General features: G+C 62.9%; 27 protein-coding genes. 16 read left to right on the forward strand and 11 right to left on the reverse strand.

What is annotated here, in order from left to right; genetic code table 11:
* The first annotated feature begins 61 nt into the window (after nucleotides 1-61).
* The 3 genes from AC4HIX_RS07440 to AC4HIX_RS07450 all read left to right on the forward strand — a co-directional run bounded on the left by AC4HIX_RS07440 (nucleotide 62) and on the right by AC4HIX_RS07450 (nucleotide 2,129).
* Complete coding sequence (locus AC4HIX_RS07440; protein WP_490398507.1) at nucleotides 62-1,267, forward strand: DegT/DnrJ/EryC1/StrS family aminotransferase; 1,206 nt, start codon at nucleotides 62-64, stop codon at nucleotides 1,265-1,267.
* A gap of 143 nt (nucleotides 1,268-1,410) precedes the next feature.
* The gene (locus tag AC4HIX_RS07445) at nucleotides 1,411-1,881 is read left to right on the forward strand and encodes a hypothetical protein (RefSeq protein ID WP_490398508.1); all 471 of its coding nucleotides are present in this window, start codon (nucleotides 1,411-1,413) and stop codon (nucleotides 1,879-1,881) included.
* Nucleotides 1,882-1,934: 53 nt separating this feature from the next.
* Nucleotides 1,935-2,129, forward strand: a complete 195-nt coding sequence (locus tag AC4HIX_RS07450; RefSeq protein ID WP_490398509.1) for a hypothetical protein — start codon at nucleotides 1,935-1,937, stop codon at nucleotides 2,127-2,129.
* Between the two features lie 87 nt (nucleotides 2,130-2,216).
* Here AC4HIX_RS07450 and phaR read toward each other — a convergent pair whose 3' ends face one another.
* Nucleotides 2,217-2,774: a polyhydroxyalkanoate synthesis repressor PhaR gene (gene phaR, locus AC4HIX_RS07455; protein ID WP_475051138.1), complete on the reverse strand. Its 558-nt coding sequence runs from the start codon at nucleotides 2,772-2,774 to the stop codon at nucleotides 2,217-2,219.
* 199 nt (nucleotides 2,775-2,973) lie between these two features.
* On the opposite strand from phaR, the gene AC4HIX_RS07460 reads away from it, so the two are divergent.
* Entirely contained in the window at nucleotides 2,974-3,843 is an 870-nt protein-coding gene (locus AC4HIX_RS07460; protein WP_490398510.1) for an NAD-dependent epimerase/dehydratase family protein, read from the forward strand.
* Nucleotides 3,844-3,960: 117 nt separating this feature from the next.
* On the forward strand, nucleotides 3,961-5,709 hold the full coding sequence (locus tag AC4HIX_RS07465; RefSeq protein ID WP_490398511.1) for an adenylate/guanylate cyclase domain-containing protein: 1,749 nt from the start codon (nucleotides 3,961-3,963) through the stop codon (nucleotides 5,707-5,709).
* Nucleotides 5,710-5,815: 106 nt separating this feature from the next.
* Here AC4HIX_RS07465 and AC4HIX_RS07470 read toward each other — a convergent pair whose 3' ends face one another.
* Together AC4HIX_RS07470 and AC4HIX_RS07475 are read right to left on the reverse strand one after the other, a co-directional pair.
* Nucleotides 5,816-6,265, reverse strand: a complete 450-nt coding sequence (locus AC4HIX_RS07470) for a phasin family protein (protein ID WP_475051134.1) — start codon at nucleotides 6,263-6,265, stop codon at nucleotides 5,816-5,818.
* Nucleotides 6,266-6,397: 132 nt separating this feature from the next.
* Nucleotides 6,398-8,200, reverse strand: coding sequence for a PHA/PHB synthase family protein (locus AC4HIX_RS07475; RefSeq protein ID WP_490398512.1), 1,803 nt, complete (start codon nucleotides 8,198-8,200; stop codon nucleotides 6,398-6,400).
* A gap of 133 nt (nucleotides 8,201-8,333) precedes the next feature.
* On the opposite strand from AC4HIX_RS07475, the gene phaZ reads away from it, so the two are divergent.
* Nucleotides 8,334-9,608, forward strand: a complete 1,275-nt coding sequence (phaZ, locus tag AC4HIX_RS07480; protein ID WP_475051131.1) for a polyhydroxyalkanoate depolymerase — start codon at nucleotides 8,334-8,336, stop codon at nucleotides 9,606-9,608.
* A gap of 4 nt (nucleotides 9,609-9,612) precedes the next feature.
* The gene (locus tag AC4HIX_RS07485; protein ID WP_490398513.1) at nucleotides 9,613-10,185 is read left to right on the forward strand and encodes a DUF6151 family protein; all 573 of its coding nucleotides are present in this window, start codon (nucleotides 9,613-9,615) and stop codon (nucleotides 10,183-10,185) included.
* Here AC4HIX_RS07485 and AC4HIX_RS07490 read toward each other — a convergent pair.
* The 3 genes from AC4HIX_RS07490 to AC4HIX_RS07500 form a co-directional block, all read right to left on the reverse strand.
* Nucleotides 10,182-10,904 (reverse strand): alpha/beta fold hydrolase, encoded by a 723-nt coding sequence (locus AC4HIX_RS07490; RefSeq protein ID WP_475051129.1) that lies wholly within the window; start codon nucleotides 10,902-10,904, stop codon nucleotides 10,182-10,184. The genes AC4HIX_RS07485 and AC4HIX_RS07490 overlap by 4 nt on opposite strands.
* Before the next feature lie 122 nt (nucleotides 10,905-11,026).
* Nucleotides 11,027-11,452 carry a VOC family protein gene (locus AC4HIX_RS07495; RefSeq protein WP_490398514.1) on the reverse strand — a complete coding sequence of 142 codons (426 nt, stop codon included), beginning with the start codon at nucleotides 11,450-11,452 and terminating at the stop codon, nucleotides 11,027-11,029.
* 102 nt (nucleotides 11,453-11,554) lie between these two features.
* Complete coding sequence (locus tag AC4HIX_RS07500) at nucleotides 11,555-12,304, reverse strand: alpha/beta hydrolase (protein WP_475051126.1); 750 nt, start codon at nucleotides 12,302-12,304, stop codon at nucleotides 11,555-11,557.
* A gap of 133 nt (nucleotides 12,305-12,437) precedes the next feature.
* Between AC4HIX_RS07500 and AC4HIX_RS07505 the strand changes: the two genes are divergently transcribed.
* Nucleotides 12,438-13,442, forward strand: a complete 1,005-nt coding sequence (locus AC4HIX_RS07505) for an Lnb N-terminal periplasmic domain-containing protein (protein WP_490398515.1) — start codon at nucleotides 12,438-12,440, stop codon at nucleotides 13,440-13,442.
* 101 nt (nucleotides 13,443-13,543) lie between these two features.
* On the opposite strand, the gene AC4HIX_RS07510 is transcribed toward AC4HIX_RS07505, so the two are convergent.
* Nucleotides 13,544-13,792 (reverse strand): hypothetical protein, encoded by a 249-nt coding sequence (locus AC4HIX_RS07510; protein WP_475051124.1) that lies wholly within the window; start codon nucleotides 13,790-13,792, stop codon nucleotides 13,544-13,546.
* A 280-nt stretch (nucleotides 13,793-14,072) separates the two neighbouring features.
* Here AC4HIX_RS07510 and thrS point away from each other — a divergent pair, with 280 nt between their 5' ends.
* The 5 genes from thrS (at nucleotide 14,073) to AC4HIX_RS07535 (ending at nucleotide 18,773) form a co-directional block, all read left to right on the forward strand.
* Nucleotides 14,073-16,019, forward strand: coding sequence for a threonine--tRNA ligase (gene thrS / locus AC4HIX_RS07515; RefSeq protein ID WP_490398516.1), 1,947 nt, complete (start codon nucleotides 14,073-14,075; stop codon nucleotides 16,017-16,019).
* Nucleotides 16,020-16,250: 231 nt separating this feature from the next.
* Entirely contained in the window at nucleotides 16,251-16,556 is a 306-nt protein-coding gene (locus tag AC4HIX_RS07520) for a BufA1 family periplasmic bufferin-type metallophore (RefSeq protein ID WP_475051121.1), read from the forward strand.
* A gap of 69 nt (nucleotides 16,557-16,625) precedes the next feature.
* Nucleotides 16,626-17,480, forward strand: a complete 855-nt coding sequence (gene bufB / locus AC4HIX_RS07525; protein ID WP_490398517.1) for an MNIO family bufferin maturase — start codon at nucleotides 16,626-16,628, stop codon at nucleotides 17,478-17,480.
* Nucleotides 17,477-18,232, forward strand: coding sequence for an HvfC/BufC family peptide modification chaperone (locus AC4HIX_RS07530; protein ID WP_490398518.1), 756 nt, complete (start codon nucleotides 17,477-17,479; stop codon nucleotides 18,230-18,232). Before bufB ends, AC4HIX_RS07530 begins: the two co-directional genes overlap by 4 nt.
* A 4-nt stretch (nucleotides 18,233-18,236) precedes the next feature.
* Entirely contained in the window at nucleotides 18,237-18,773 is a 537-nt protein-coding gene (locus AC4HIX_RS07535) for a DoxX family protein (RefSeq protein WP_490398519.1), read from the forward strand.
* A 74-nt stretch (nucleotides 18,774-18,847) separates the two neighbouring features.
* Here AC4HIX_RS07535 and AC4HIX_RS07540 read toward each other — a convergent pair whose 3' ends face one another.
* Nucleotides 18,848-19,216, reverse strand: a complete 369-nt coding sequence (locus tag AC4HIX_RS07540; RefSeq protein ID WP_490398520.1) for a hypothetical protein — start codon at nucleotides 19,214-19,216, stop codon at nucleotides 18,848-18,850.
* Between the two features lie 42 nt (nucleotides 19,217-19,258).
* Nucleotides 19,259-19,576, reverse strand: a complete 318-nt coding sequence (locus tag AC4HIX_RS07545) for an arsenate reductase family protein (protein ID WP_490398521.1) — start codon at nucleotides 19,574-19,576, stop codon at nucleotides 19,259-19,261.
* 191 nt (nucleotides 19,577-19,767) lie between these two features.
* On the opposite strand from AC4HIX_RS07545, the gene AC4HIX_RS07550 reads away from it, so the two are divergent.
* Nucleotides 19,768-19,974, forward strand: a complete 207-nt coding sequence (locus tag AC4HIX_RS07550; protein WP_475051112.1) for a cold-shock protein — start codon at nucleotides 19,768-19,770, stop codon at nucleotides 19,972-19,974.
* Between the two features lie 71 nt (nucleotides 19,975-20,045).
* Here AC4HIX_RS07550 and AC4HIX_RS07555 read toward each other — a convergent pair whose 3' ends face one another.
* On the reverse strand, nucleotides 20,046-20,525 hold the full coding sequence (locus AC4HIX_RS07555; RefSeq protein ID WP_490398522.1) for a dihydrofolate reductase: 480 nt from the start codon (nucleotides 20,523-20,525) through the stop codon (nucleotides 20,046-20,048).
* A gap of 18 nt (nucleotides 20,526-20,543) precedes the next feature.
* Entirely contained in the window at nucleotides 20,544-21,377 is an 834-nt protein-coding gene (locus AC4HIX_RS07560) for a thymidylate synthase (protein ID WP_475051110.1), read from the reverse strand.
* A 247-nt stretch (nucleotides 21,378-21,624) separates the two neighbouring features.
* Between AC4HIX_RS07560 and AC4HIX_RS07565 the strand changes: the two genes are divergently transcribed.
* A complete protein-coding gene (locus tag AC4HIX_RS07565; protein WP_475051108.1) occupies nucleotides 21,625-22,527 on the forward strand; it encodes a HupA family protein in 903 nt (300 codons plus the stop codon).
* Nucleotides 22,528-22,611: 84 nt separating this feature from the next.
* Nucleotides 22,612-23,964 carry a porin family protein gene (locus tag AC4HIX_RS07570; protein ID WP_490398523.1) on the forward strand — a complete coding sequence of 451 codons (1,353 nt, stop codon included), beginning with the start codon at nucleotides 22,612-22,614 and terminating at the stop codon, nucleotides 23,962-23,964.
* Nucleotides 23,965-24,005 lie beyond the last annotated feature (41 nt).

A 24,005-nucleotide genomic window follows, 5' to 3' on the forward strand; every position in this document is an offset into this window, starting at 1 on the left:
TCTTGGCATCCGCAGCGCTTAGTTTTACATTTCTCAAAGCAACAATTCAGGATTTTGAAATATGGCCCTGCCGCCCAACGTTCATGACGCTGAACCCATTCCCGCAGCCGCCCGCGAGGCCATCGACGCCCTTATGCAGTCGGGCGACCTCTTCCGCTACACCGCGCCCGAAGATGCGCCGGTCACGCTGCTGGAACAGGAGTACGCGGAGCTTCTGGGCAGCAAATACGCGCTGGCGGTTTCCTCCTGCTCGGCAGCGCTGTTCCTGTCGCTGAAGGCGCTCGGCCTGCCGCGCGACGCCCGCGTGCTGATCCCTGCCTTCACCTTCGCGGCCGTGCCCTCCTCGGTCGTGCATGCAGACTGCGTGCCGGTGCTGTGCGAGGTGAGCGAAAACTACCGCGTCGATCTGGCGGATTTCGAAGCCAAGCTGGACAGCGTGCAGGCGGTGATCATCAGCCACATGCGCGGCCATACCTCTGACATGGACGCGATCATGGCGCTGTGCGATGCCCGTGGCATCCCGGTGGTCGAGGACGCGGCCCACTCACTGGGCACCACCTGGAACGGGCGCAACATCGGCACCATCGGCAAGGTGGGCTGCTTCTCCTTCCAGTCCTACAAGATGGTCAACGCCGGCGAAGGCGGCATCCTGATCACCGACGACGCCGACCTGATCGCCCGCGCCGTGATCATGTCCGGCGCCTATGAGCACAACTGGAAAAAGCACAAAGGCCCGCATGGGGAAAACACCCCTGACCTGGCGCAGGCCTTTGCCAAGTGGCAGAACCAGCTGCCGCTCTATAATCTGCGGATGAGCAACCTGTCGGCGGCCGTGATCCGCCCACAGCTGCCGGAACTGGCGCGCCGGGTGCGTGACGGGCTGGCCAATCACGACTACGTGGCAGCGCGGCTGAACGGCTCCCCCTTCTTTCACGTGCCCCAGCCGCTGGGCCCGGAACGCCGCGCGCCGGACTCGATCCAGTTCAACCTGGTGGGCCTCAGCGAGGAACAGACCCGCGCCTTTGCCGCCGCTGCCGAAGCCAAGGGCGTCAAGGTGCAGGTCTTTGGCCTGTCGACCGACAACGCGCGCGCCTTCTGGAACTGGCAGTTCCTGCGCGATGTGCCCGACCTGCCGCAGACCCGCGCCATGCTGATGAAGGCCTGCGACGTGCGCCTGCCCGTGCGCCTGACCCGCGCCGAGCTGGACGTGATCGCGGACATCCTGCTGGGTGCTGTTGAAGAAACCATGGGCAAGGCCGCCGCCTGAGACGCAGCCGGACCCTGACTGTTGCAGCCCCGGCTCCGCGCCGGGGCTTTTCATGATTGCAATCCTGGCTTGTGCCGTCCACCTTGCCGCCTATGAAAGCTCCGGCCAAATTCAAACGGCGCCCGGCAACCGCGCTGGTTGCCATGGCAAACTCCCTCAGCATGGGAGATGCCGTTCCCGAGGATGAACTGACCCAGATCATCAGCGCGGTTGTTTCGGACCGGGCGGAGCGGGCTGCGCTGCTGGCCGCCATCCGCGCATCCAATGACCCGGACAGCGGTCTTGCTGTGGCCGACCTGCTGACCGCATTCTCCAGCGAAGCCGCAGAGGCAGAGGCGCGTGCCCGCGACGCGGATCAGGTCATCGGCCAGTGGGCACAGCGGCTGGCAGCCGGCGCGCTGCTGGCGAGCTTTGGTGCGGCGATCGCCGGAACGGTCACCGGCGGGCCGGCCTTCGGCCTCACTTTGCTGTCGTTTTCGGGCTTCGTATTCGCAACGGCCTCCAGAATCGGCGGACGGGTGAAAATGCGCCGCCATGAACAGGCACGCAACAGCGCCGAGTCCCTTGCCCGCCACGTCCTGGAAGCCGGCAAACTAAGGCAGGACGGGAAGTGATATGGAATTTTCAGCTTTCCTCGCCTATATTGTCAGTGCAACCGGAGAAACACATGTTTGAAGCCATGGGACTCGAAACAGTCATCGTCAGCACGATAATCGGCGCCTGCGCCCTGTCTTTTGGTGCCAGCGCTTATCTGTTCCTGCGCGCGCGTCCTGCGCCTGAGACAAAGAACCTGGACGAAATCGTCAAGAACGCCCCATATCACCGGCTGCACAACGTGCTGAAGGTGGAGGCCCGTTCCTGATCCGCCCACCAAACCAAGACACGCAAATGAGAAAAGCCCCCGCCGAACCGGACCGGGGGCTCTGTCATATGCGCTAGCCGCTAAGGCTCACTTCATCTTGGACAGTTTTTCCTGCAGCGCCGCCAGCTGCTTTTTGATGTCGTCCAGATCCTCGCCGCCGCTTTCGGATTTTTCGTCCTCCTGCGCACCGCCGGTCCAGCCCGCGGCGCCAAAGCCTCCGGTCATCGCCTTCAGGAACGCCTCCTGCTGCGCCTTCACCGCCTCAAACCCTGGCATCTTGGACATCGGGTTCATCGCGTTCATGTTCTCCATCATCTTCGACTGGCTCTCACGCAGCATGTCGAACGATGTCTGCAGGAACTGCGGCATCACCCCGCCGCCGGGCACCATGTAGCTGCGCACCAGATCGTTCAGCACGTTCACCGGCAGAACGTTCTCGCCGCGGCTTTCATGCTCGGCAATGATCTGCAGCAGGTACTGGCGGGTCAGGTCGTCACCGGTTTTCAGATCGACGATCTGCACCTCGCGGCCATCCCGGATAAACCCCGCGATATCTTCCAGCGTGACGTAATCGCTGGTCTCGGTGTTATACAGCCTGCGGCTTGCATACCTTTTGATCAGCAAGGGTTTGTCCTGTTCTGCCATGTGTTCCCTCCCCGGTCATGACGCATCGCAGCAAAGCCTATGCCACGGCAGAACAAAAGGGAAGCCTAAGCGCAGTTTCCGCAACATTAGTTCCCGTTAGAAATCCTGGTATAGAGCCGCTTCAGCCCTTGACCTGATCCTGACTTGAGCTTTTACAGATCTGTCCTGCACCGCAACCCGCAGCAGGAGCGTATCCAAAATGAAAGTTCTGATTCTCGGCGGCACTGGTTCCATTGGCACTGCCGTCACCCGGGAGCTGGTCCGCAGCGGCCATCATGTCACCTGTCTCAGCCGCTCCGCGGCCTCTGACCGCAATCTCGCAGCGATGGGCGCCCGCCCCCTGCGGGGCAATCTGCGCAGCCCCGGCACCTGGGTTCAGGAGGTCGCCAGAACCGATGCGCTGATCCAGCTCGCCGCGACCTTCGACGACGGGATGGCCGAGGCCGATACCACCGCCATTGCCGCAATTCTGGATCAAGCCGCTCTGCGGCCGGAACCGCTGCGGCTGATCTACACCGGCGGTTGCTGGCTGTATGGTGCCACCGGCAACCGGGTTGCGGATGAGACCAGCCCAATGCAGCCGATCAAGCCCTTTTCCTGGATGCGGGAAAACGGTGCGGCCGTACTGGCGTCCCCAGCCGTCTCTGCCGCTGTGGTGCATCCGGCAATGGTGTACCACGAAGACGGCGGCGCCTTCTTGCGTTATCTGGATGCTGCCCGCGACGGCAGACCGTTCGAAATCTGGGGCAGCATCGCCACCCGCTGGCCGCTGGTGCACCGGGAGGATCTGGCCAGCGCGTACCGGCTGCTGCTGGAACAGCCGGAGCTCACCGGCCATTTCAACGCAAGCGCCGAGACCGGCGTGCCAGTGGCAGAGATCACTCGCGAGATCGCACGCCGCCACGAGCATGATGCGTCCTATGTGGTGCGCAGCCTGAAACACGTGCTGATCAAATACGGCGCCTGGGCCGAGGGGCCCACGCTGGATCAGCAGATGGCGTCCAGCAAGCTGCGCCGTCTGACCGGCTGGCAGGTGAGACACTTGAACTTTCGGAACGCGCGATTTTGACGCTAAAGCGCGCCAGATTGAACAAAATACAGAATTATTTGCAACTAAATAGCAGCAAAAGATTATCAATGTGATACAATTAACTTTAAGTCTTTCGAGTCTGTGGTACCGGGGAAAATGGCTGACCAAAGGGACAGGCAAAGACAAGCCGCCATTCTGATCGCTGACGTGGCCGGATACTCCGCCCTGGCTGAGGCGCGGGAATCCGAAACCATCGCGGCGGTCCGCGATCTTGGTAACCGTATCATCGCACCGGTTGCACAAGAGCATGAAGGATGGCTTGTCAAAACGGTGGGCGACGGCTTCCTGCTTGAGTTCGGGACCGCTGTGCGGGCCGTCAAGGCGGCTCTGGCAATTGCCGCCAAGGCAGCCGATTGGCGCAACGGCCCCCGCGGGCTGGGCTTGAGACTGCGGATGGGAATCCACGCGGGCAAGGTATTCCCCGCCGACGATGACCTGCTGGGCAATTGCGTCAATATCGCCGCCCGGCTGCAAAGCCTTTCCGCGCCCGGGGAAATCTGCATATCAGGCACCGTGCATGAGCAGGTTCGCGGCAAGGTCGGCGCAGCTTTCGACGACCTCGGATTGCAGCGGGTCCGCAATATCTCCGAACCCGTCCGGATTTACCGCATAACAGGAAACTCCCTGCCGCCCCTGGATCCCGAAGGCCAATCGCCGGAAGCATCGGTGGCGGTGCTTCCCTTCGCCAATGCCACCCCCGCCAGCGCGGAAACCGAAGCCATCGCGCAAACTCTGACTGAGGACATCACCATTGGCCTCTCCCGGTTCCGGACGCTGCGCGTTGTATCCCGCAATGCGGCGCTGCGCTTTGCCGGCAGCACAGCCGGAGCGTCCGTTGTGGCGGCTGAGCTTGGCGTGCGTTTTCTGGCTGAAGGCAGCGTCCGGCAGCTGCCCGGCAAACTGCGGGTCACTGTTACGCTTTCGGACGGCGCCAGCAGCCTGTCGCTGTGGAGCGGCCGTTATGACCGTGACGTCTCATCCGACTTCAGCCAGCAGGACGCCCTTGCCGGGCAGATTACCCAAACCCTTGCTGTGCAGCTCCAGTCCGTGGCAAGGCAGAAGTCAGCGGCGTATGCGGCCAAAGGCGGCAAGCCGACGGCGCGGGATCTTGTGATGCAGGCCAAATCCGTCGTTCTGGATTCGCGCAGCAGGCTGAAGCAGTGCCGCACGCTGTACCAGCAGGCCTGCGATGCCGACTTTGGCAGCGCTGCGGCGTATTCCGGTCTGGCGCTGACCTATCTTGTGGAATGGATGAGCGGCTGGGGCCTGTCGGCGGAACTGACGCTGGACAAGGCCTTTCCATTGCTGCGTCACGCCGCCCGGATAGATCCGCTCGACAGCGTGGCGCAGCGCAGGCTTGCCGTCATGCATCTGTGCAAGGGAAACTTTACGCTGGCAGAGGATCACTTTCAGCGCGCCCTGATGCTTAACCCCAACGACACCGATGCAATGGCCTTCCGCGGGCTGTCCCTGGTCTATCAGGGCAGGCCGGAAAAAGCGCTGGAGGACCTGGATCAGGCGACAGCCCTGAACCCGTTCCATCCGACGTATTTCCATTGGTTCCGGGGGCTCGCGCTGTACATGTGCAGGGCCTATGATCCGGCTGTCTCCGAAGTGAACAAGGCGGTTGAGCTGTTTCCGGGCTTCCCGGCGCCGCACCGCCATCTGGCGGCTTGCTATGCTCAGCTGGGAGACCGGCCCGCTGCTGCGCGGGAATGCGGGCGCATTCTGGAACTTGAGCCCAGGTTTTCGGTTGACCGCATCAGCAAGACGCTGCCCTTTGCCCGGGCGCAGGATCTGGAGCATTACTGCGACGGACTGCGCCAGGCCGGGCTGCCTGACTAACCGCCGGCATGCCCCCTGAATCGCAAAAGGACAGGCCTTGCGGCCTGCCCTTCTTCACGGTCCGGCTCCGTCAGGGAGGAGAGCGAGGGCCGGTCCGCGGACGTTCTTACTTGGCGGTTGCCGAAGCTTTTTTCGCGGCGGTGGTCACCTCTTCGGTGGCCTTTTTCACGGCTGCGGTTGCCTCTTCGGACATGTCTTTGCCGGCTGCCATCATCAGTTCGACGGTTTCCATCTGAACCTTCTTGGCCACTTCAGCAAAGGCAGCCATGTTCTCGGCGGCCACTTCGGCGGAAGCGGAAGCAAAGTCGGTCGCGGCCTTGGCGTAGTCCGCCGGCTCTTCCTTGACCTTGGCGACATCGCTCAGCTTGGCGATGGTCTCTTTGGTCCACTTGTTCGAGATCTCGGCGGATTTGCCGGCAGCGTCCAGCGCAACGGCGGACAGCTTCTCGTTCAGGGCTGCGGTGTTCTTGAATGCGTCTTCCATCGCTTTGGTGTCGACCGGGAAGGCGCCCATGAAGTCTTTCATCATCGCGGTGAAGTCTTGGGTCTTTGCCATAGTTCTAATTCCTCAGAAAGCTGCAGCAGGACCATCCTGCGCTCTTAGCATGAGAGGAATATGCGTGCCGCACCGCAGCATTTCAAGGTTTTTTATGCTGCGGTGCAGAAAACTTTTGCAAACACCGTGAAATCAATGGTTTGCCTTGACCTTCACATAGGAGCCCGGGGCCGACATCAAAGAGGGAAAGCCCGAATCCCCCACTTCACGCGCGGGAACCTGCTTGCCGGACCGCTTCTTGAGCCAGTCATTCCAGCGCGGCCACCAGGAGCCCTCGTGGTATTCCGCTCCGGCCATCCAGGCCTCGCTGTCTCCCTTCAGGTCGTCGTTGACGTAGTGGCCGTACTTCTTCTTGCTGGGCGGGTTGACGATGCCCGCAATATGGCCGGACTCCGACACAATGAAGCTCTTGCTGCGCGATGCCATCTGCTGCACCCCGTGGTAGCAGTCCTTCCAGCGGGCGATGTGGTCGGTCTCACAAGTGATCGACATCAGCGGCACGTCCACATCCTTGATGTGCAGCTTGTGGCCCATCAGCTCAAAGCCATCGCCGACGAATTCATTGTTCTGACACAGCCCCCGCAGGTACTGGATCGCCATCCGCCCCGGCAAATTGGCACCGTCGCCGTTCCAATAGAGCAGATCAAAGGCGGGCGGCGTCTCGCCCATCATGTAGCTTTTCACTGCCGGGCCATAGATCAGGTCCTTGGAGCGCAGGAACGACATAGTCCGCGCAATCACCCATGACCGCAGCAGGCCCTCCTGCTCCACCTGGGCCTCGATCCCGTCGATAAAATCATTCTGCAGGAAAGGCGTGAACTCGCCTTGGTCCCCGAAATCGGTCAGCGTGGTGAAAAAGGTCGCCGACTTCACCGATTTGTCGCCGCGCTGTTTCAGCAGCGACAGCGTCAGGCTCAGAGTGGTGCCGGCGATGCAGTATCCCACCGCATTGACCTGATCGACCTTGCAGACCTCCTTGGCGGTTTCAATCGCGGCCAGGAAGCCTTCCTGAATATAATCCTCCATCCCCACATCGGAGTGGCTCGCATCGGCGTTGACCCAGGACACAACGAACAGCGTATAGCCTTGCTCGGTCACCCATTTGATCAGGCTGTTCTGTGCCTTGAGGTCGAGGATGTAAAACTTGTTGATCCAGGGCGGGAACAGAACAATGGGAGTTTCATGCACCGTCTCCGTCACCGGCTTGTACTGGATCAGCTGCATCATCCGGTTGCGGTAGATCACGTCGCCGGGGGTAGTGGCGATATTGCCGCCAAGCTCGAACGCGCTCTCGTCCGCCAAACGCACCACTAGCTCGCCGTTGTTAGCCTCCAGGTCCGTAACCAGGTTCTCCAGCCCGTCGATCAGCGACTGGCCTTCCGTCTCAATCGCCTTCTCCAGCGCATCGGGGTTGGTCGGCAGAAAATTGGTCGGCGACATCATTTCGATGATCTGATCGGCAAAGTAGCTCAGCCGCTGCTTGTCCTTGCCATCCATCTCACCAGCACTCTGCACCGCCTTACGGATCGCTTCGGCGTTGGTCAGGTACTGCTGTTTGACATAGTTGAAGTACGGGCTGCTTTGCCACAGCGGATTCGAAAAACGGCGGTCCTTGGGGCCGCCGTCATCCGTGCTGTCCATTTGCCCTGCCAGAGCTTTCTGCGCTTCGGCGAAATTCAGCACAGACTTGCTCCAGAATTCGAGCTGATGCTCCAGGAGTTTGGCAGGGTTCTGCATAGCTTCCGTCCAATAGGCGGTTGCTGCGCGCGCATAAAGTTCTTGATTCGGACCGTCCAGCGCCGGGTTATGCGGCACCTTCCGGGACATGACTTCGGCCAGGCGCTTGCTCAGCTCCTCGACACGGCTCATATTTTCCTTAAGTTTTTCAAAGCTCTCAGAATTGGACGTTGCGGATACTTCGTCACTAGTTGTCATATAAAGGAATCCCTCATAGGCTTTCTGCTATGCAGAATACTCTTCTGCAGAAGGCAGGGCAAAGCGGCGATTGGTCCGACGTTCCGGATTTTCTGGTCCGACGACTCGGGGACAGAGCCCGAAGGAGACGCGTATGCGATACATGATGACCTACGACCTGATGGAGACCGTCCGGAACACCAACCAATGGCTGGGCGCAACCGCCCTCTCCATGGCATCTTACCCGGTCTTTTCCGCCTTGCCAAATCCGGCGCTCAGCTGGATGGCCGCCTGGGGCGAAGTAACCGAACGCACCTACCAGCGGATGGTGGTGAAGCCTGACTGGGGCATCCGCACCTTCACTTGCGAAGACGGCAAGGACCACCTGGTGGACATCACCACCGTGGTCGAGCGCCCCTTTGGCGACCTGATCCATTTCAAGGTCAACGGCCGCGAGGAACAGCCCCGCAAAGTGCTGCTGGTTGCCCCGATGTCCGGCCACTACGCCACCCTCCTGCGGTCCACCGTCAAAAGCTTGCTGGTAAACTGTGAAGTCTATGTGACGGACTGGCACAACGCCCGCGACATCCCTGTTTCCGCAGGGAAGTTCGATATCGAGGACTATACGCTCTACCTCGTCGATTTCATGCGGGAGCTGGGCCCCGACACCCATGTCGTCGCAGTCTGCCAGCCGGTGCCGCTGACGCTCGCCGCGACCGCCTACCTGGCGGAGCGCGACCCCAAGGCGCAGCCCTCCTCGCTGACCCTGATCGGCGGCCCGGTGGACCCGGACGCCACCCCGACAGAGGTCACCGACTTCGGCCGCCGCGTCACCATGGGCCAGCTGGAGGAGACCATGATCCAGCAGGTCGGCTTCAAATACCCGGGCGTCGGCCGCAAGGTCTATCCGGGCCTGTTGCAGCTCGCCTCCTTCATGTCGATGAACGGCGAGCGCCACACCAAGGCGTTCCTGGACCAGATTCAGCGCGTCTCCCGCGGGGAGGCCTCGGATCACGACGCCCACAACCGTTTCTATGACGAATACCTGGCGGTGATGGACATGACCGCGGAATTCTACCTTTCGACGGTCGAGCGCGTATTCAAGAACCGCGAGATTGCGCGCAACGATTTCACCGTCAACGGCCACAAGGTCGATTTCAGCAAGATCACCGATGTGGCGGTCAAGACAGTCGAGGGCGCCAAGGACGACATCTCCGCCCCCGGCCAATGCGTCGCGGCGCTGGGCCTCTGCACAGGCCTGCCGGACAGCAAGAAAGCCAGCCACGTGGAGCCCGGCGCGGGCCACTACGGTATCTTCGCGGGCCGCAGCTGGCGCGACAACATCCGGCCGCTGGTGATCGATTTCATGAACGCCAACAGCCGCAGCAAGCCGGCCCGCAAGCCGGCCAACAAGAACACGGCCGCCTGACGGGATGAGTGGCGGGCTGGCATTTTCCTGCAAATGCGGGACCTTGCGCGGCGAAGTTTCAGCAGCGGGTGTCAAAGGCGGCACCCGCGTTGTCTGTTACTGCGCCGACTGCCGCGCCAATGAGCTGTACCACGGCCAGCCGGATCCGGCCCCGGATCCGGTCGACCTATTCCAGCTCTCGCCCGACACCATCACCATCACCCAAGGGGCGGAACAGCTGAGGGCGATCCGCCTGGGCCGCCGCGGCCCCTTGCGGTGGTACGCCGGCTGCTGCGGCACGCCGTTTGCCAATACGCTCGCCAAGCCCGGCCTGCCGTTTGCCGGTATGCGCTCAGATCTGTTCCAGGACAAATCCGCCTTGGGCAAGATCCGCGCCAGGTCCTTCGTGCCCGTCCCCGGCAAGCAGTCCAGAACCAAGGGCGGCAGCACCATGGCCTGGGGCATCCTCAGCCGGATGATTACTGCCCGGTTGTCGGGCCGCTGGAAAGACACGCCATTCTTTGATGCGGAAACCGGCAAACCGGTGGCCGAGCCTGAGTTGCTCAGCAAGGCGCAGCGCGCCGCCCTCTACCCCTAGGCCGGTACTGCCAGCCAGTGCAGCAGCGCCCGGTTCACTGCATCGGGCGCTTCCAGCACCGGGAAATGCCCCGCCTCCGGAATGATCTCCAGCCGCGCGTGCGGGATCAGTTGCGCCAGCAACTCCTGCTTGGCAGGCGGCACGATCGTGTCATGCTCCCCCGCCAGCACCAGCGTCGGCATATGCACCCGCCGCATCGTCGCCTGCTGGTCAGACCGCCGCTGCAGAGCGCGCGCTTGCGCCACATACAGCTCCGGCCCCAGCTCCATTCCCATGTGGCAGAACAGGTTGTGCACCTCCAGCCGCGACGGTCCCGGCGCCAGCGCCTCCATCGGCAGCGTCCCGCGCAGAACATCTTCCAGCCGCCCGGCCCGCGCGGCGATGATCTGCGGCTCCCGGTCGGCGGCCTGCTCCGGCGTCTCCGCCAGCGGACTCGCCCCCATCAGGCACAGCCGGCTGATCCGCTCCGGTGCCCGGCGCACCAGCTCCATCGCCAGGATCCCGCCCATCGACAGCCCCGCCAGGCAAAAGCGCGGCGGCAGGTGGCTCAGCATCCGGGCTGCAATCTTCTCCACCGTGTCGCCGCCGGCCAGCGGCAGCACCATCACCGGCATACTGCCGGAAAACGTTCTGATCTGAGCTTCAAATATCCGGCCGTCGCACATCATCCCCGGCAGCAGAACCAATGGTTCGCGGCTCGGTTGCTGGTCATAAGGCATATCCTGCCCTCGCGGTTTGCCTGCCACCCGTCGCCTTCACTGTGCGGAGAGCCGGCTGCGGGATCAAGAAAAACCTCACGGCGACAGGCAATCCTCAAGCTGCTGCCGCCGCCGCGCCACGCTCAGTACCCGTTCCAGCGGAAGGCGCCATTTTCCGCCAGCGGAGAAAACGGGTTGAAGGCGATCTCCCAGATATGCCCGTCCGGGCTGCGGAAATAGCCGTGATGGCCGCCCCAGAAAACGTCCTGCGCCGGTTTCAGAGTTTCCGCGCCGGCAGCCTCGGCCGCCGCCAGCAGCTCCGCCACGTCCTGCTTGCTGCGGGTGTTGTGGCTCAGTGTCATGGCGCCAGTGCCCAGCGCCCCCTCCGGCACACCGATATCCGCGGCCAGCGCCGCCAGCGGATACAGACCCAGCGTCTGGGAAATCAGGTCAAAGGCGATCACCCCGTCCGGGCTGTCCGCCCGCTGCCAGCCCAAAGCCTCATAGAAGGCGGCAGCCTTCTCAATGTCCGGCACCCCCAGCGTGATCAGGCTTACCCTTTGATCCATCCTTCACCTCCTCGAAACTTCGCTCTCGCCGCAACACTGCCCGCGGCTGCAAACGCGGAAAGCCGATACGGCCCGTCCCGGCTCCTGCCCCAGGGCGCGGTGTCAGGCTTCGCCCAGAACGTCCAGCACCGCGTCCTCGATCATCTTCAGGCAAGGCCCGTCCGAGAATCGGTGGTCGGCATCCTTAACAAGGTTCAGCCGCATGTCCGGGCAGGTCGCATGTTCCAGCAGCCGCAGCGCGGTGCGGGTGGAAACCGCCGTATCGGCTGTCCCCTGCAGGCAGCGCACCTTGAACGGCAGAAACAGCGGAGAGCGCAGCACCAGCCGCTTGCGCCCGTCCTCAATCATCCGCTTGGATATGTGGTAGGGCTCCATGTAGTCGCTCGGCAGCTCCACATAGCCGCGGCTCTCCAGCTCCGCCTTCTGCTCCGCCGAGAAATTCGCCCAATACCCGTCCTCGGTGAAATCCGGCGCGGCGGCGATGGTCACCATGCCTTTGATCCGTTCCGGTATCTCCCGCGCCAGCAGCAGCGCCTGCCAGCCGCCCATGGAGGAGCCCACCGGCACGATCTCGCCCTCGGTCAGTTCCTCCACCGCCGCCAGCGTGTCCTCGTGCCAATCCCCGATACAGCCTTCTTCGAATGTGCCCGAGCTTTCGCCATGGCCGGAGTAGTCAAACCGCAGAAACGCCTGCCCGCGCGCCTTGGCCCAGGCCTCCAGATGCACCGCCTTGGTGCCCTCCATGTCCGACTTCAGCCCGCCCAGAAACACCACGCACGGCCCCTGCCCTTCGCTCTTGTGATAGGCAATCCGGCGGCCCTGGGCGGTGTCGAGAAAAGAAGTGGCGGGCATGTCTTTGGTCTCCTGTCCTTTTCCTCAAGATGTGGCACGGCTTCGCCTGCCCTGCAAGCGGCAGCACTGCGCGCTTGCATGCCCCCTGCCGTCCTCCTTATGGTCCGCCAAAATTTTCCGGGGGACCACGGGCATGTTCAAGATCTTCAAAACCGCCGCGCTGGCCGCCGCCATTCTCGCGGTGGCGCTGGCCACCGCCTGGGCCGCGCTGGCGCTATGGTACCGGCTGCCCTTTGGCACTCTGCCGCGCGCCGCCCTGTCGGGCGGGTTTGCCCTGCTGGGCGTTGCCGTCATAGCAGGCCTGTTCCGCAAGCACGCCTTGCGCGCTCTCACGACCTTTGCCCTTGCGCTCGCGGCGGTGATCCTGTGGTGGTCCACCCTCACCCCGCCCGAGGACGGCAACTGGTCCCCCGATGTCGCCCGCCAGGTTACTGGCCAGGTGGAGGGCGATACCCTTACCCTCACCGGTGTCCGCAATTTCACCTGGGACACGCCCGAGGACTACAAGGTAAACTGGGAAACCCGTAGCTATGACCTGACCGCGCTCCAGACCGTGGACCTGTTCATGTCCTATTGGGCGGGGCCGCAGATGGCGCATATGATTGTCAGCTTCGGCTTTGAAAACGGCGAGCAGATCGCCTGGTCGGTCGAGGTGCGCCGCCAGGAGGGCGGCGGCTTCTCGCCGATTGCCGACATGTTCAAATCCAACACCCTGGTGCTGATCGCCGCGGATGAGCGCGACCTGATCGGCACCCGGACCAACGCCCGCGGCGAAGACGTGCAGCTGTTCCGCATCGGCGTCAGCCCCGACACCGGCCGCGCCCTGCTGCTGCGCTACGTTGCAGCCGCAAACAGCCTTGCCGCTCAGCCGCAATGGTACAACTCGCTCACCACCAATTGCACCACCGTGGTGATGGCGCTGATCCGCACCTTCGCCGCCGAGGTGCCGCTGGACTGGCGGGTTCTGGCCAACGGCTACCTGCCGGAGTACGCTTGGGAGCAAGGGGTGCTGGATCAGTCCCGCAGCGTCGAAGAGCTCCGCGCCCTCGGCAGCATCACCCCCATCGCCCAGGCGCATGGCCTCACCCCCGACTATTCCGCCGTGATCCGCGACGGCGTCCCTTCGCCGGCACGCTGATCCGCGATCCCTTCATCTGGCTGGAAATACCCCGGGGAGCGCGAGGTGTCGGCCCCTCGCTCATCGCCCGGCAGCCGTGATACCCGCCGGCGGCCTTGGCGTCAGGACAGGCCGGCAGCCGGTGTTCCGCTGACCTTCTGCGTCTGCAAGCGGCCAAGCAAGCTCTGGATCCTGCCCAAGGCTTCCTTAGTCCGCACTGCCTTCTCCCGGCTCGCCCCGCCTTCGATATGCGCGCAATGCTCATAGGACAGGTGGCGTTGCGACAGGATCTCCCGGGACTGGCACAACGCGGTTTCAATAAGATCCACATCTTCAACCGTCAGGTCAAAGCTCGGGTTCGGGCGGGTCATCGGAACACTCCTGGTATGTCCATCGGGCCTAAGATTTCGGCCACCCTGCCGCGGATCACCGCCCATGGCAACGATTTTTTCGTTATTTCTCAGATGGTTAGCGGTATACATATTTGTGCAATCGCATACGCAAGCACACAATTGGATTTTCCGGCGCAATAACAATCACATGCAAAGCCGCCTTGACTTGCAGCCGCATTGACCGCAAAACGCGCGGACCAAACACATACCCGCAACCGGGCGTTCTGTGGGCGCCAAACCGACGAGGAGCAGCCAGCCAATGGCCCAAATCTCTCTCACCTTCCCCGATGGCAATGCACGATCCTACGACGCTGGCGTCACGCCCGCGCAGGTGGCTTCCAGCATTTCCACATCGCTGGCCAAAAAAGCCATCTCCGCCACCGTCAACGATCAGCACTGGGACCTGCAGTGGCCGATCGAAGCGGACGCCACCATCGCCATCCACACCATGAAGGACGAGGTGCAGGCTAATGAGCTGATCCGCCACGACCTGGCACATGTGATGGCGCGTGCGGTGCAGGAAATCTGGCCCGACACCAAGGTCACCATCGGCCCGGTGATCGAAAACGGCTGGTACTACGACTTCGACCGGGCAGAGCCCTTCACCCCCGAGGACCTCGGCGCCATCGAAAAAAAGATGAAGGAAATCATCAACAAGCGTGATGAAGTCCGCACCGAGGTGTGGGAGCGCGACCGCGCGATCCAGCATTACACCGACAATAACGAGCCCTATAAGGTCGAGCTGATCGAGAGCATCCCCGGTGATGAGCCGCTGCGGATGTACTGGCACGGCGACTGGCAGGACCTCTGCCGCGGCCCGCACCTGCAGCACACCGGCCAGCTGCCGGGCGACGCGTTTAAACTGATGAGCATCGCCGGCGCCTATTGGCGCGGCGACAGCTCCCGCGCGATGCTGCAGCGGATCTACGGCGTTGCCTTCACCGGCAAGGAAAAGCTGAAAGCGCATCTCACCATGCTGGAAGAGGCCGCCAAGCGCGACCACCGCAAGCTGGGCCGCGAGATGGACCTGTTCCACATGCAGGAAGAGGCGCCGGGCCAGATCTTCTGGCACCCGAACGGCTGGAAGGTTTACACCACCCTGCAGGACTATATGCGCCGCCAGCAGGAAAAGGGCGGCTATGTCGAGGTGAACACCCCGCAGGTGGTTGACCGCAAGCTGTGGGAGGCCTCGGGCCACTGGGAGAAATACCAGGAGAACATGTTCATCGTCGAAGTCGACGAGGAGCACGCCCGCGAAAAGGCGGTAAACGCGCTGAAACCGATGAACTGCCCCTGCCACGTGCAGATCTTCAACCAGGGCCTCAAATCCTACCGCGACCTGCCGCTGCGCATGGCCGAATTCGGCTCCTGCAACCGCTATGAGCCCTCGGGCGCGCTGCACGGCATCATGCGGGTGCGCGGCTTCACCCAGGACGACGCGCATATCTTCTGCGCCGAAGACCAGATCGAGGCGGAAACCAAGAAGTTCATCGACTTCCTGTCCGAGATTTACAAGGATCTGGGCTTTGAGAAGTTCTCGGTCAAATTCTCCGACCGTCCGGAGAAGCGCTCAGGCTCGGATGAGGTCTGGGACAAATCCGAGTCGGCGCTGAAGGCCGCAACCGAAGCGGCAGGCTGCGAATTCGAACTGAACCCGGGCGAAGGCGCTTTCTACGGCCCCAAGCTGGAGTTCGTGCTGACCGACGCCATCGGCCGCGACTGGCAGTGCGGCACCCTGCAGGTGGACTTCGTTCTGCCGGAACGCCTGGACGCCACCTACATCGGCGCCGACGGTGCCAAGCACCGCCCGGTCATGCTGCACCGCGCAACGCTGGGCAGCTTCGAGCGCTTCATCGGCATCCTGATCGAGGAGCACGCAGGCAAGCTGCCGTTCTGGCTGGCCCCGCGCCAGGTCGTGGTTGCCTCGATCACCTCCGAGGCGGATGACTATGTGATGGAGGTTGTCGCCGATCTGCAAAAGGCCGGTGTGCGAGCCGAGGCCGACATCCGCAACGAGAAGATCAACTACAAGGTCCGCGAGCATTCCGTGGGCAAGGTGCCGGTCATTCTCGCGGTCGGCCACCGGGAAGTGGAGGAGCGCACCGTCTCCGTCCGCCGCCTGGGTGAAAAGCAGACCAAGGTGGAAAGCCTAGAAAATGTTACAAAGGCACTGGCCGCGGAAGCCACCCCGCCGGATCTCCTGTAACAATTTCCCGCATTTTTAACGCAAGCGGCCCCCATCCGGGGGCCGTTTTGTTACAAGCCCCCCTCAAATCCCCTGAAAACATAGGCTTACGCATCTTTGGCGCCCTCTTTCGGGTCACAAGCTCTGACGCGGATGTGAGACACGGCCTCGTGACTTAAAGTCCGGCAAACCTCGGGTTAGTGTTTTCCTGTCAACACGACACCGCACGTTAAACCGAAAGGAATTCACGAGATGTCGACCACCGCAAAATCCCTGGCCGTCGCCAGCGCCGTTGCCGCCGCCCTGACCGCAGCTTCCACCATCCCCGCTGCCGCCGGCACCAAGGAAAAGTGCTATGGCGTGTCGCTGGCAGGCCAGAACGACTGCGCCGCAGGCCCCGGCACCACTTGCGCAGGCACCTCGACTGTCGATTACCAGGGCAACGCTTGGACCCTGGTTGACGCAGGCACCTGCGAAGGCATGGAACTGCCGGCCACGGCAGACGGCAGCGAACGCAAGGGCTCGCTGGAGCCGCTGGAGCGCGACCTGCCGGCATAATTAACGTTGGATTCTGGGGGGCGGGAGTGCGAATTCCCGCCCCTTTTGCACCCGGACACAGGACCCGCCATGCTTGACGCCGCAGCACATGACAAACTGCCCGCCGCCCCCGGCGTCGGTTACAAGCCGCAGCATTTTGCCCGGATCACTTCGGATCCCGGCACGGTCAAGTGGCTGGAAATCCACGCGGAAAACTACATGGGCGATGGCGGCCGCCCGCTTGCGCAGCTGCGCCACCTTGCCGAACACTTTGCCATGTCGGTGCACGGTGTCGGCCTCTCGATCGGCGGCGAAGGGGCGTTGGATTCCGATCACCTCGCCCGGCTCAAGCATCTGGTCGGCTGGCTGAACCCCGCCAGCTTCTCTGAGCATCTGGCCTGGTCCACCCACGACAGCCACTTCTACAATGACCTGCTGCCGCTTCCCTACACGGATGCCAGCCTGCAGCGGATCTGCGACCACATTGACGAGGTGCAGGAGACCATCGGGCGGCGGATGCTGCTGGAAAACCCCTCAAGCTATCTCGCCTTTGCCGAGAGCACCTGGTCCGAGCCGGAGTTTCTGGCGGAAATCTCCCGCCGCACAGGCTGCGGGCTGCTGCTGGACGTGAACAACGTCTTTGTTTCGGCCACCAACCTCGATTTCTCCCCCCAGGGCTACATCGACGCCTTCCCGCTGGACAAGGTCGGCGAAATCCACCTTGGCGGCCATGACGAGGATGAGGACGGCCACGGCCGCCCCCTCCTGATCGACAGCCACGGGCGCGAGGTGGTGGACCCGGTCTGGGCGCTTCTGGACTACACGCTCGCCAAATCCGGTCCCAAACCGGTGCTGATCGAATGGGACAACGACGTGCCGGACTGGCCGGTCCTTGAGGCCGAGGCCGCCCGCGCCGCAGCTGCTCTGGAGCGCATCCCGGCATGAGTGTTTCGCAGGCAGATTTCACCCGCGCCATGATGGATGCGGGCCAGCCGGTGCCGGAGGGGCTCACCGATCACCTCGGCGAACCCGCGGGCCACCGCTTCAGCGTATACCGCAACAACGTTGCCGTATCCCTGACCCAGGCGATGCACATCGCCTTTCCGGTGGTCGCCAAACTCCTGGGCAAGCAGAACATGGACGGGCTGACGGGCATCTACCTGCGCCAGCACCCGCCGTCTTCGCCCCTGATGATGTTCTACGGCGAACACTTCCCCGCCTTCCTGGAAGGCATGGAGCAGCTCCAGCACTTGGGTTACCTCGGCGATGTCGCGCGGCTGGAGCTGGCCCTGCGCCGCGCCTACCACTCCGCCGATGCTGCCCCTATCGCGCCCGAAACGCTTGGCGCGCTGCCGCCGGATGCGCTGCTGAACACCCGGCTGACGCTGGCGCCGGCAGTGCAGGTGCTACGCTCGCCCTGGCCCATTCACGCCATCTGGCGCTACAACACCGAGGACGGCGCGCCCAAGCCAGCCCCCCAGGCCCAGGACGTGCTGATCACCCGTCCCGAATTCGATCCCATTCCCCAGAACCTGCCGCCCGCTGGCGCGGTCTGGATCCGCGCCCTGGTGGCGGGCGCCACCATCGGCGAGGCAATGGAACACGCCGCCGCCGAAGACGAAGCATTCGACCTGGGTGCCACACTGGCCCTGCTGTTGCAGGGCGGTGCGGTAACGGGCCTGGACAGCAAAGGGTAAGACCATGCACGCACTTGTCTCCACATACAATTCCATCACCGGCAAAGCCGACGATCTGTCGGGTTTCCTGGTCCCGACCCTGGCACGGCTGGTCTTTGCGGCCGTCCTGCTGGTCTACTACTGGAACTCCGCCGGGCTGAAGATCGACGGCTCGATCTTCTCCCCCTCGGCCGGTGCTTTCGGGCAGATCTTTCCCAAAGCGGCTGAGGAAGTCCTTTATGACGTCTCGCAGATGAATATCTTCCAGCGGCTGGTGATTTTTGTCGGCACCGTGGCCGAATACGTGCTGCCCGCACTGATCCTGATCGGCCTGATGACCCGCCTGGCCGCACTCGGCACCATCGGGTTCATCTGGGTGCAGACCCTGGTCGATGTCACCGGCCACGGCGTCAAGCTGGGCAGCCTGTTCGACAACAGCATCGGGCTGATCGACCAGCGCGTGATGTGGACCTTCCTGCTGCTGGTGCTGGTGATCAGGGGCGCAGGCCCGCTGTCCGTCGATGCGCTGCTGCACCGGGTGACCAAACCCGCCGCCGCCTGACGACCCGCCCGGCCTGAAACGAATTAAGGCGCCTTGCCCCCGGCAGCGGCGCCTTTTTCGTCCCTTGGCAGGTCTCAGAAATGCGCTTTGGGCTCATCCGGCTGCCCCGCGGCCAGCGCCATCAGCCCGGCGGTGACGGCAAAGCTGATCGGGAAGATGGTAAAGACGTTAAAGCCGAAACCCGCATACATGCCCGCCGCGGACCCCAGCAGCAGCACGCCGCCCCACAGAGCCCGCGCCCGCGCCATCGCTCCGCCCGCAATCGCCAGCAGCGGCGACAGCACAGCCAGCAGCCGCAGCTGCTGCACATTGCCAACATGTTCGGCCAGCCCTTCGACCTCGCCGAAATGCTCGACCGCAGCGGTGTAGCCGTAGCCGAAAAAACCCACGATCATGCCGAAAATACCGGCGATGATCCCCAGTACCAGCGCTGCATTGCGCATCTTCAATCTCCCAAAATCTGCCGTACCGACATAGTCAGCCGGTCACGCGGCACCAAGGGCAGCGCGCGTGTTCTGATCCCAACCCAGGAATAATTCCCCGTCGCGGTCGATCAGCGGCCGCTTCATCAGCGCCGGATGCGCCCGAAGCAGGCTCAGCGGTTCACCGCCCCGCTCCGCCTCGCTGAGCCCGCGCCAAGTGGTTGACCGCGTATTGACCAGCTTGGCGCCGAATTGCGCATATGCCGCCTCCAGCAGGCCGTCCGGCACCCCATCCGTGCGGATATCGACCAAGACCGAATCCGGTAGCTGCTTCAACGCCTTACGGCAGGTATCGCAAGTCTTCAGCCCGTAGATTTTCATGCTTCCTCCCTCCGCCCCACGGAGGGGCGAATACAATTTATGGTAGAATTCACCGGTTTCTCTTGATTTTTGCCCGGCCCGTGCAACACTCATGGCTGTCCGGCCTCACCCTACGGAAATTTGGCAGGGAACGTACCGGATGCCTTGGGCAGCCCCCAAGGCAGAGTGCAAAGTAGAAGGAGACACGGGAAATGCCAAGCGGCACCGTGAAGTGGTTTAACACCACCAAGGGGTATGGGTTTATTGAACCCGATGAAGGCGGCAAGGATGTGTTTGTGCACATTTCCGCGGTGGAACGGTCGGGCATGACCGGCCTCGCCGACAATATGAAGATCGGCTACGAGCTGTCCGAAGGCCGAGACGGCCGGAAAATGGCTGCTGATCTCAAGGCGCTTTGATCAATTGATTATGCACTGCGCCCGGACTTGGGCTGGGCGCAGGCAATCGCGGGCAGCGCCTTCAGGCTCCGTCACGCCCGCCGCAAATACTCAACCATCACACAGGCCGGATCGCTCTCCCGCAGGACCGTTTCGCCGGCCTTGATCCAATTGTCCGGGTCGAACTCGGGGAAATAGGCATCGGGTTCTGCAACGGTCAAATCCACCTCGGTGATCAGCAGCCGGTCCGCCATGCCCAGCATTCCGCGGTAGATCCCCTCTCCGCCAATGCCGTAAACGCGCCTGTACCCTTGCGCATGGGCCTCCGCCACCGCCGCTCCGATCGACGGCAGCACGGTCTCCGCCGCATCAGGGTTCGAGGACACCACCAGGTTCAGCCGGTTCTTCAAAGGCTTCACCGGCAGGCTGTCCCAGGTGTTGCGGCCCATGATGATGGCACCGCCCAAAGTTTCGCGCTGAAACGCCTTCAGATCCTCCGGCGCAAACCAGGGGATGTCATTGTCCTTGCCAATGGCCCCGTTGCGCGCCCGCGCAGCGATCAGGGTAATCATGAGAGCTTTCCTTTGAAATCAGACCGCAACCGGCGCTTTGATCACCGGATCCGGGTCATAGTTCAGGATCTCGAAATCCTCGTACTTGAAATCGAAAATCGAGCTGACCTGCCGCTTGATCCGCAGCTGCGGCAGCGGCTTGGGCGTGCGCGACAGTTGCAGCTGCACCTGCTCCACATGGTTGGAATAGATATGCGCATCGCCCATCGTGTGCACGAAATCCCCCGCCTCATACCCGGTCACATGCGCCAGCATGGCCAGCAGCAGCGCGTAAGAGGCGATGTTGAACGGCACACCCAGGAACATGTCGGCGGAGCGCTGGTACAGCTGCAAATGCATCTTGCCGCCCGCCACCCGCACCTGCCACAGCGTGTGGCAGGGCGGCAGCGCCATGTCCGGCACATCACCCGGGTTCCAGGCCGACACGATCAGGCGGCGGCTGTCGGGGCTTTTGCGGATCATCTCCACCAGATCCGCGATCTGATCGACGCTGCCGGCGCGGTAAAGCGGCTCATCCCCCATTGTGCCTTCGGCCAGTTCAAGCTTGGGAAACCGGCGCCACTGATGGCCGTAAACCGGGCCCAGATCGCCGTTCTCATCCGCCCATTCGTCCCAGATCGAAACGCCGTTTTCCTTCAGGTAGCGGATGTTGGTGTCGCCCGACAGAAACCACAGAAGCTCGTGGATGATCGAGCGCAGATGCAATTTCTTGGTGGTCACCAGCGGGAACCCATCGGCCAGGCTGTAGCGTGCCTGCATCCCGAAACAGCTCAGCGTGCCGGTGCCGGTGCGGTCGTCCGACGGCACGCCATTGTCCAGAATGTGGCGTAGCTGATCCAGATACTGCTGCATGGAGCCCCCCTGGTTTTTACCGGATTATCACGCTCCGCAATACCCGCTGGCTGGCCAGCCGCCAAGGGGAAAAATAACCGCTTCGCCCGCCCTGCTGCACAATATATGCCACGCTCAGCCCGCGCGAAACCTACATACAGGTAGCGCATCCGCCACGGTTGCACCGGAATCCGCAGTGTTCAATTGACTTTGCCGCAGCGCCGCCCGAAGGTGGCGCAAAACGATAAAGATATTGAGGTAGAGGCAGATGAGGCGGTTTTGGCTAGGGATCGCGGCGGCGTCCGCGCTGTCCGCGTGCGGCGGGGGCAACCCTTTCATCACGAGTGACGATGACCCCACGGACGTCACCGGAACGATCCCCGAAGATCTTGCGGGGGATGTGGACAGCGTCAGCTACAACGCCGCCGATCAAACCCTGACGGTTACAGGTGTTGGCTTGGATGACTCTCCGTTCTCCGCCACATACGTGCGCAAGCCGGCGCTCGACCGGGCCGGTTATGAAGCCTACACCGTCCAGGACAACGCATTGACGGAACATTCCACTGCCTATGTGCGCGAAACCGAAGGCGGCTATGCAACAGTGGTCGTGACCGGCGGGCAATTCGGCTATTTCCAGGGCGGCACCACCTACGGCCGCAGCGGCAACTTTTCTGCACCGGACACCAGTCAAAGCGGTACAGGCATTGTCAGCTACGCCGGCAGCTACGTTGGCCTGCTGAACGTCGACGGCGACAAAGGCGACCTGATCGATCCCTCCAACGGAACCGACCCGTCCATTCTGCCCGGCCAGGCGGCTGAGGTTACCGGCGACGTCTTCATCAACGCCGATTTCACCGACAACCGGGTCAAAGGCAGCATCTACAACCGTCAGATTACCGATCAGCCCTCGACCGCGGTCGAAGACATCGCCCTCACCCCCACCGACATTGCCTCTGACGGCAGCTTCACCGGAGACCTCTCCAATAACGGCAGTTCAGTCGGTCAATATGGCGGCGTCTTCTCCGGGTCCAATGCCGCCGCAGTCGCCGGTTCCATTCACGCCACCGACCACATCAGCGCCCTTAGCGGCGGCACGGTTCCCATTGAAGAATACGGCATCTTCGTCCTGGACTCCTGCGATGGCGCCAGCGCGGACCCGGCCTGCCCCTAAGCCATGCGCAAGGCCGTTGCGGCATGTCTGATGCTGGGCCTGGCAACGGCCCAGCCCTCCGCCCAGGAGACCAAACAGCCCCAGATGCACCTGTCGCTCCAGCAGGGGCATGTTCTGGCAGCGCACGCGCTGCGCTCCGGCAACCCGCAGCTGGCGCTGCGGCTGTCGGATGCGCTGCTGCAGGCTGACCGCAGGAATCACGTCGCCTGGCACCTTCAGGCCGCCGCCTATGCACAGGCGGGACAGCCGGGAAAAGGCCGCAAATCCGCCGCCCGCGCCTTCCGCTTTGCCCCCGACAGCGCCACCAAATACCAGATGGCCCAGCTTGCCTCCCGGCTGGCCTTTCAGGGCGGCAGCCCGGTCCTGTCGCAGTACTGGCTGCGCCGCACGGCAGTGTACGCACCAGACAACAAAGCCGAGGAGCTGATCGCCAAGGACTATCAGGCGCTGCGGCGTATCAGCCCCTGGTCCTTCCGGCTGACCGGCGGGCTGAAGCCGTCGAACAATGTGAACAGCGGCTCCGACGCCGCTACACAGGAAATCGACGGTCTCTCCTCGCATGAAAACAGGTTCGGGCCGCGGGCCATTGCCCTGTCCGGCCTGACGGGAACCCTTGATGCGGGCATAACCCGCCGCCTGCGCCAAAGCGACGCCAGCCTGACCACGCTCAGCGGACGCCTGTACGTGCAGCGGGTGGCGCTGTCCTCCAGCGCCAAGGAAGAAGCGGCAGACCTCGCCGCCAGCACCGGAACCACTACGCCGCGGAACTCCGAATTCGGATCGACCTATGGCGAGATCACCTTGAGCCACGCCTTCGCCGCCGGCCCCGCGGAAAAGCGCGGCAGCGCCCGGGTTGCCCTGACAGCCGCCACCTCCTGGTACGGCGGCCAAAGGAATTACAATCTTGCGAAACTGTCCGCTGCCCGGAGCTGGGCCTTGTCCCCCCGCAGCTCTCTCACCCTCAACGGCAGTGCCGAACACCGCCTGGACCCGCGTTTGGCCACTTTGAACGCCGACGTCTTCGGCCTGGGCGCGTCATTGTCCCGCAAGCTCGAAAACGGCAGCAGCCTCAGCTTCACACTCGGCCTGCGCGACACCCAGGCAGACAGCGTGAACTCAAGCGGCCATACCGCCACCTTCCGCGTCGGCTATGCCTTCGGGCAGTTGATAGGCCCCGCCAGGATCAGCACCGGCCTGATCCTGGGGACCGCAGATTACCCGGACCACACCTTCTTTGATGGCAGCACCTGGCAACCCATTCCCGGCGGGCGCAAGGACCACTCTGTCTACGCCGACCTGAACCTGTTCTTTGAAGACTATGACTACGCCGGATTTGCCCCGATGCTGCGGGTCCGGGCCGGCAAGCGCAGCTCCAACCACAGCCGCTTCGACAGCTCGGAATTCTCCATCTCCCTGGGGATCGAGTCAAAATTCTGAGACTGCCCGGCGCTTTTACTGGCCTTCGCGCCCTGCCCCGC

The sequence above is a fragment of the Leisingera sp. genome (assembly GCF_982940295.1).

Excerpts from the sequence above, each read along its gene's own strand:
- AC4HIX_RS07445 (WP_490398508.1), top strand. The coding sequence starts at position 1,411 with ATGGCAAACTCCCTCAGCATGGGAGATGCCGTTCCCGAGGATGAACTG.
- AC4HIX_RS07570 (WP_490398523.1), top strand. The coding sequence starts at position 22,612 with ATGCACCTGTCGCTCCAGCAGGGGCATGTTCTGGCAGCGCACGCGCTG.
- AC4HIX_RS07560 (WP_475051110.1), bottom strand. The coding sequence starts at position 21,377 with ATGCAGCAGTATCTGGATCAGCTACGCCACATTCTGGACAATGGCGTG.
- AC4HIX_RS07490 (WP_475051129.1), bottom strand. The coding sequence starts at position 10,904 with ATGCCTTATGACCAGCAACCGAGCCGCGAACCATTGGTTCTGCTGCCG.
- AC4HIX_RS07500 (WP_475051126.1), bottom strand. The coding sequence starts at position 12,304 with ATGCCCGCCACTTCTTTTCTCGACACCGCCCAGGGCCGCCGGATTGCC.
- AC4HIX_RS07485 (WP_490398513.1), top strand. The coding sequence starts at position 9,613 with ATGAGTGGCGGGCTGGCATTTTCCTGCAAATGCGGGACCTTGCGCGGC.
- AC4HIX_RS07470 (WP_475051134.1), bottom strand. The coding sequence starts at position 6,265 with ATGGCAAAGACCCAAGACTTCACCGCGATGATGAAAGACTTCATGGGC.
- AC4HIX_RS07460 (WP_490398510.1), top strand. The coding sequence starts at position 2,974 with ATGAAAGTTCTGATTCTCGGCGGCACTGGTTCCATTGGCACTGCCGTC.
- AC4HIX_RS07555 (WP_490398522.1), bottom strand. The coding sequence starts at position 20,525 with ATGATTACCCTGATCGCTGCGCGGGCGCGCAACGGGGCCATTGGCAAG.
- AC4HIX_RS07475 (WP_490398512.1), bottom strand. The coding sequence starts at position 8,200 with ATGACAACTAGTGACGAAGTATCCGCAACGTCCAATTCTGAGAGCTTT.
- AC4HIX_RS07550 (WP_475051112.1), top strand. The coding sequence starts at position 19,768 with ATGCCAAGCGGCACCGTGAAGTGGTTTAACACCACCAAGGGGTATGGG.
- phaZ (WP_475051131.1), top strand. The coding sequence starts at position 8,334 with ATGCGATACATGATGACCTACGACCTGATGGAGACCGTCCGGAACACC.
- phaR (WP_475051138.1), bottom strand. The coding sequence starts at position 2,774 with ATGGCAGAACAGGACAAACCCTTGCTGATCAAAAGGTATGCAAGCCGC.
- AC4HIX_RS07510 (WP_475051124.1), bottom strand. The coding sequence starts at position 13,792 with ATGACCCGCCCGAACCCGAGCTTTGACCTGACGGTTGAAGATGTGGAT.
- AC4HIX_RS07565 (WP_475051108.1), top strand. The coding sequence starts at position 21,625 with ATGAGGCGGTTTTGGCTAGGGATCGCGGCGGCGTCCGCGCTGTCCGCG.
- AC4HIX_RS07465 (WP_490398511.1), top strand. The coding sequence starts at position 3,961 with ATGGCTGACCAAAGGGACAGGCAAAGACAAGCCGCCATTCTGATCGCT.
- AC4HIX_RS07535 (WP_490398519.1), top strand. The coding sequence starts at position 18,237 with ATGCACGCACTTGTCTCCACATACAATTCCATCACCGGCAAAGCCGAC.
- bufB (WP_490398517.1), top strand. The coding sequence starts at position 16,626 with ATGCTTGACGCCGCAGCACATGACAAACTGCCCGCCGCCCCCGGCGTC.
- AC4HIX_RS07530 (WP_490398518.1), top strand. The coding sequence starts at position 17,477 with ATGAGTGTTTCGCAGGCAGATTTCACCCGCGCCATGATGGATGCGGGC.
- AC4HIX_RS07450 (WP_490398509.1), top strand. The coding sequence starts at position 1,935 with ATGTTTGAAGCCATGGGACTCGAAACAGTCATCGTCAGCACGATAATC.
- AC4HIX_RS07520 (WP_475051121.1), top strand. The coding sequence starts at position 16,251 with ATGTCGACCACCGCAAAATCCCTGGCCGTCGCCAGCGCCGTTGCCGCC.
- AC4HIX_RS07440 (WP_490398507.1), top strand. The coding sequence starts at position 62 with ATGGCCCTGCCGCCCAACGTTCATGACGCTGAACCCATTCCCGCAGCC.
- AC4HIX_RS07540 (WP_490398520.1), bottom strand. The coding sequence starts at position 19,216 with ATGCGCAATGCAGCGCTGGTACTGGGGATCATCGCCGGTATTTTCGGC.
- AC4HIX_RS07505 (WP_490398515.1), top strand. The coding sequence starts at position 12,438 with ATGTTCAAGATCTTCAAAACCGCCGCGCTGGCCGCCGCCATTCTCGCG.
- thrS (WP_490398516.1), top strand. The coding sequence starts at position 14,073 with ATGGCCCAAATCTCTCTCACCTTCCCCGATGGCAATGCACGATCCTAC.
- AC4HIX_RS07495 (WP_490398514.1), bottom strand. The coding sequence starts at position 11,452 with ATGGATCAAAGGGTAAGCCTGATCACGCTGGGGGTGCCGGACATTGAG.
- AC4HIX_RS07545 (WP_490398521.1), bottom strand. The coding sequence starts at position 19,576 with ATGAAAATCTACGGGCTGAAGACTTGCGATACCTGCCGTAAGGCGTTG.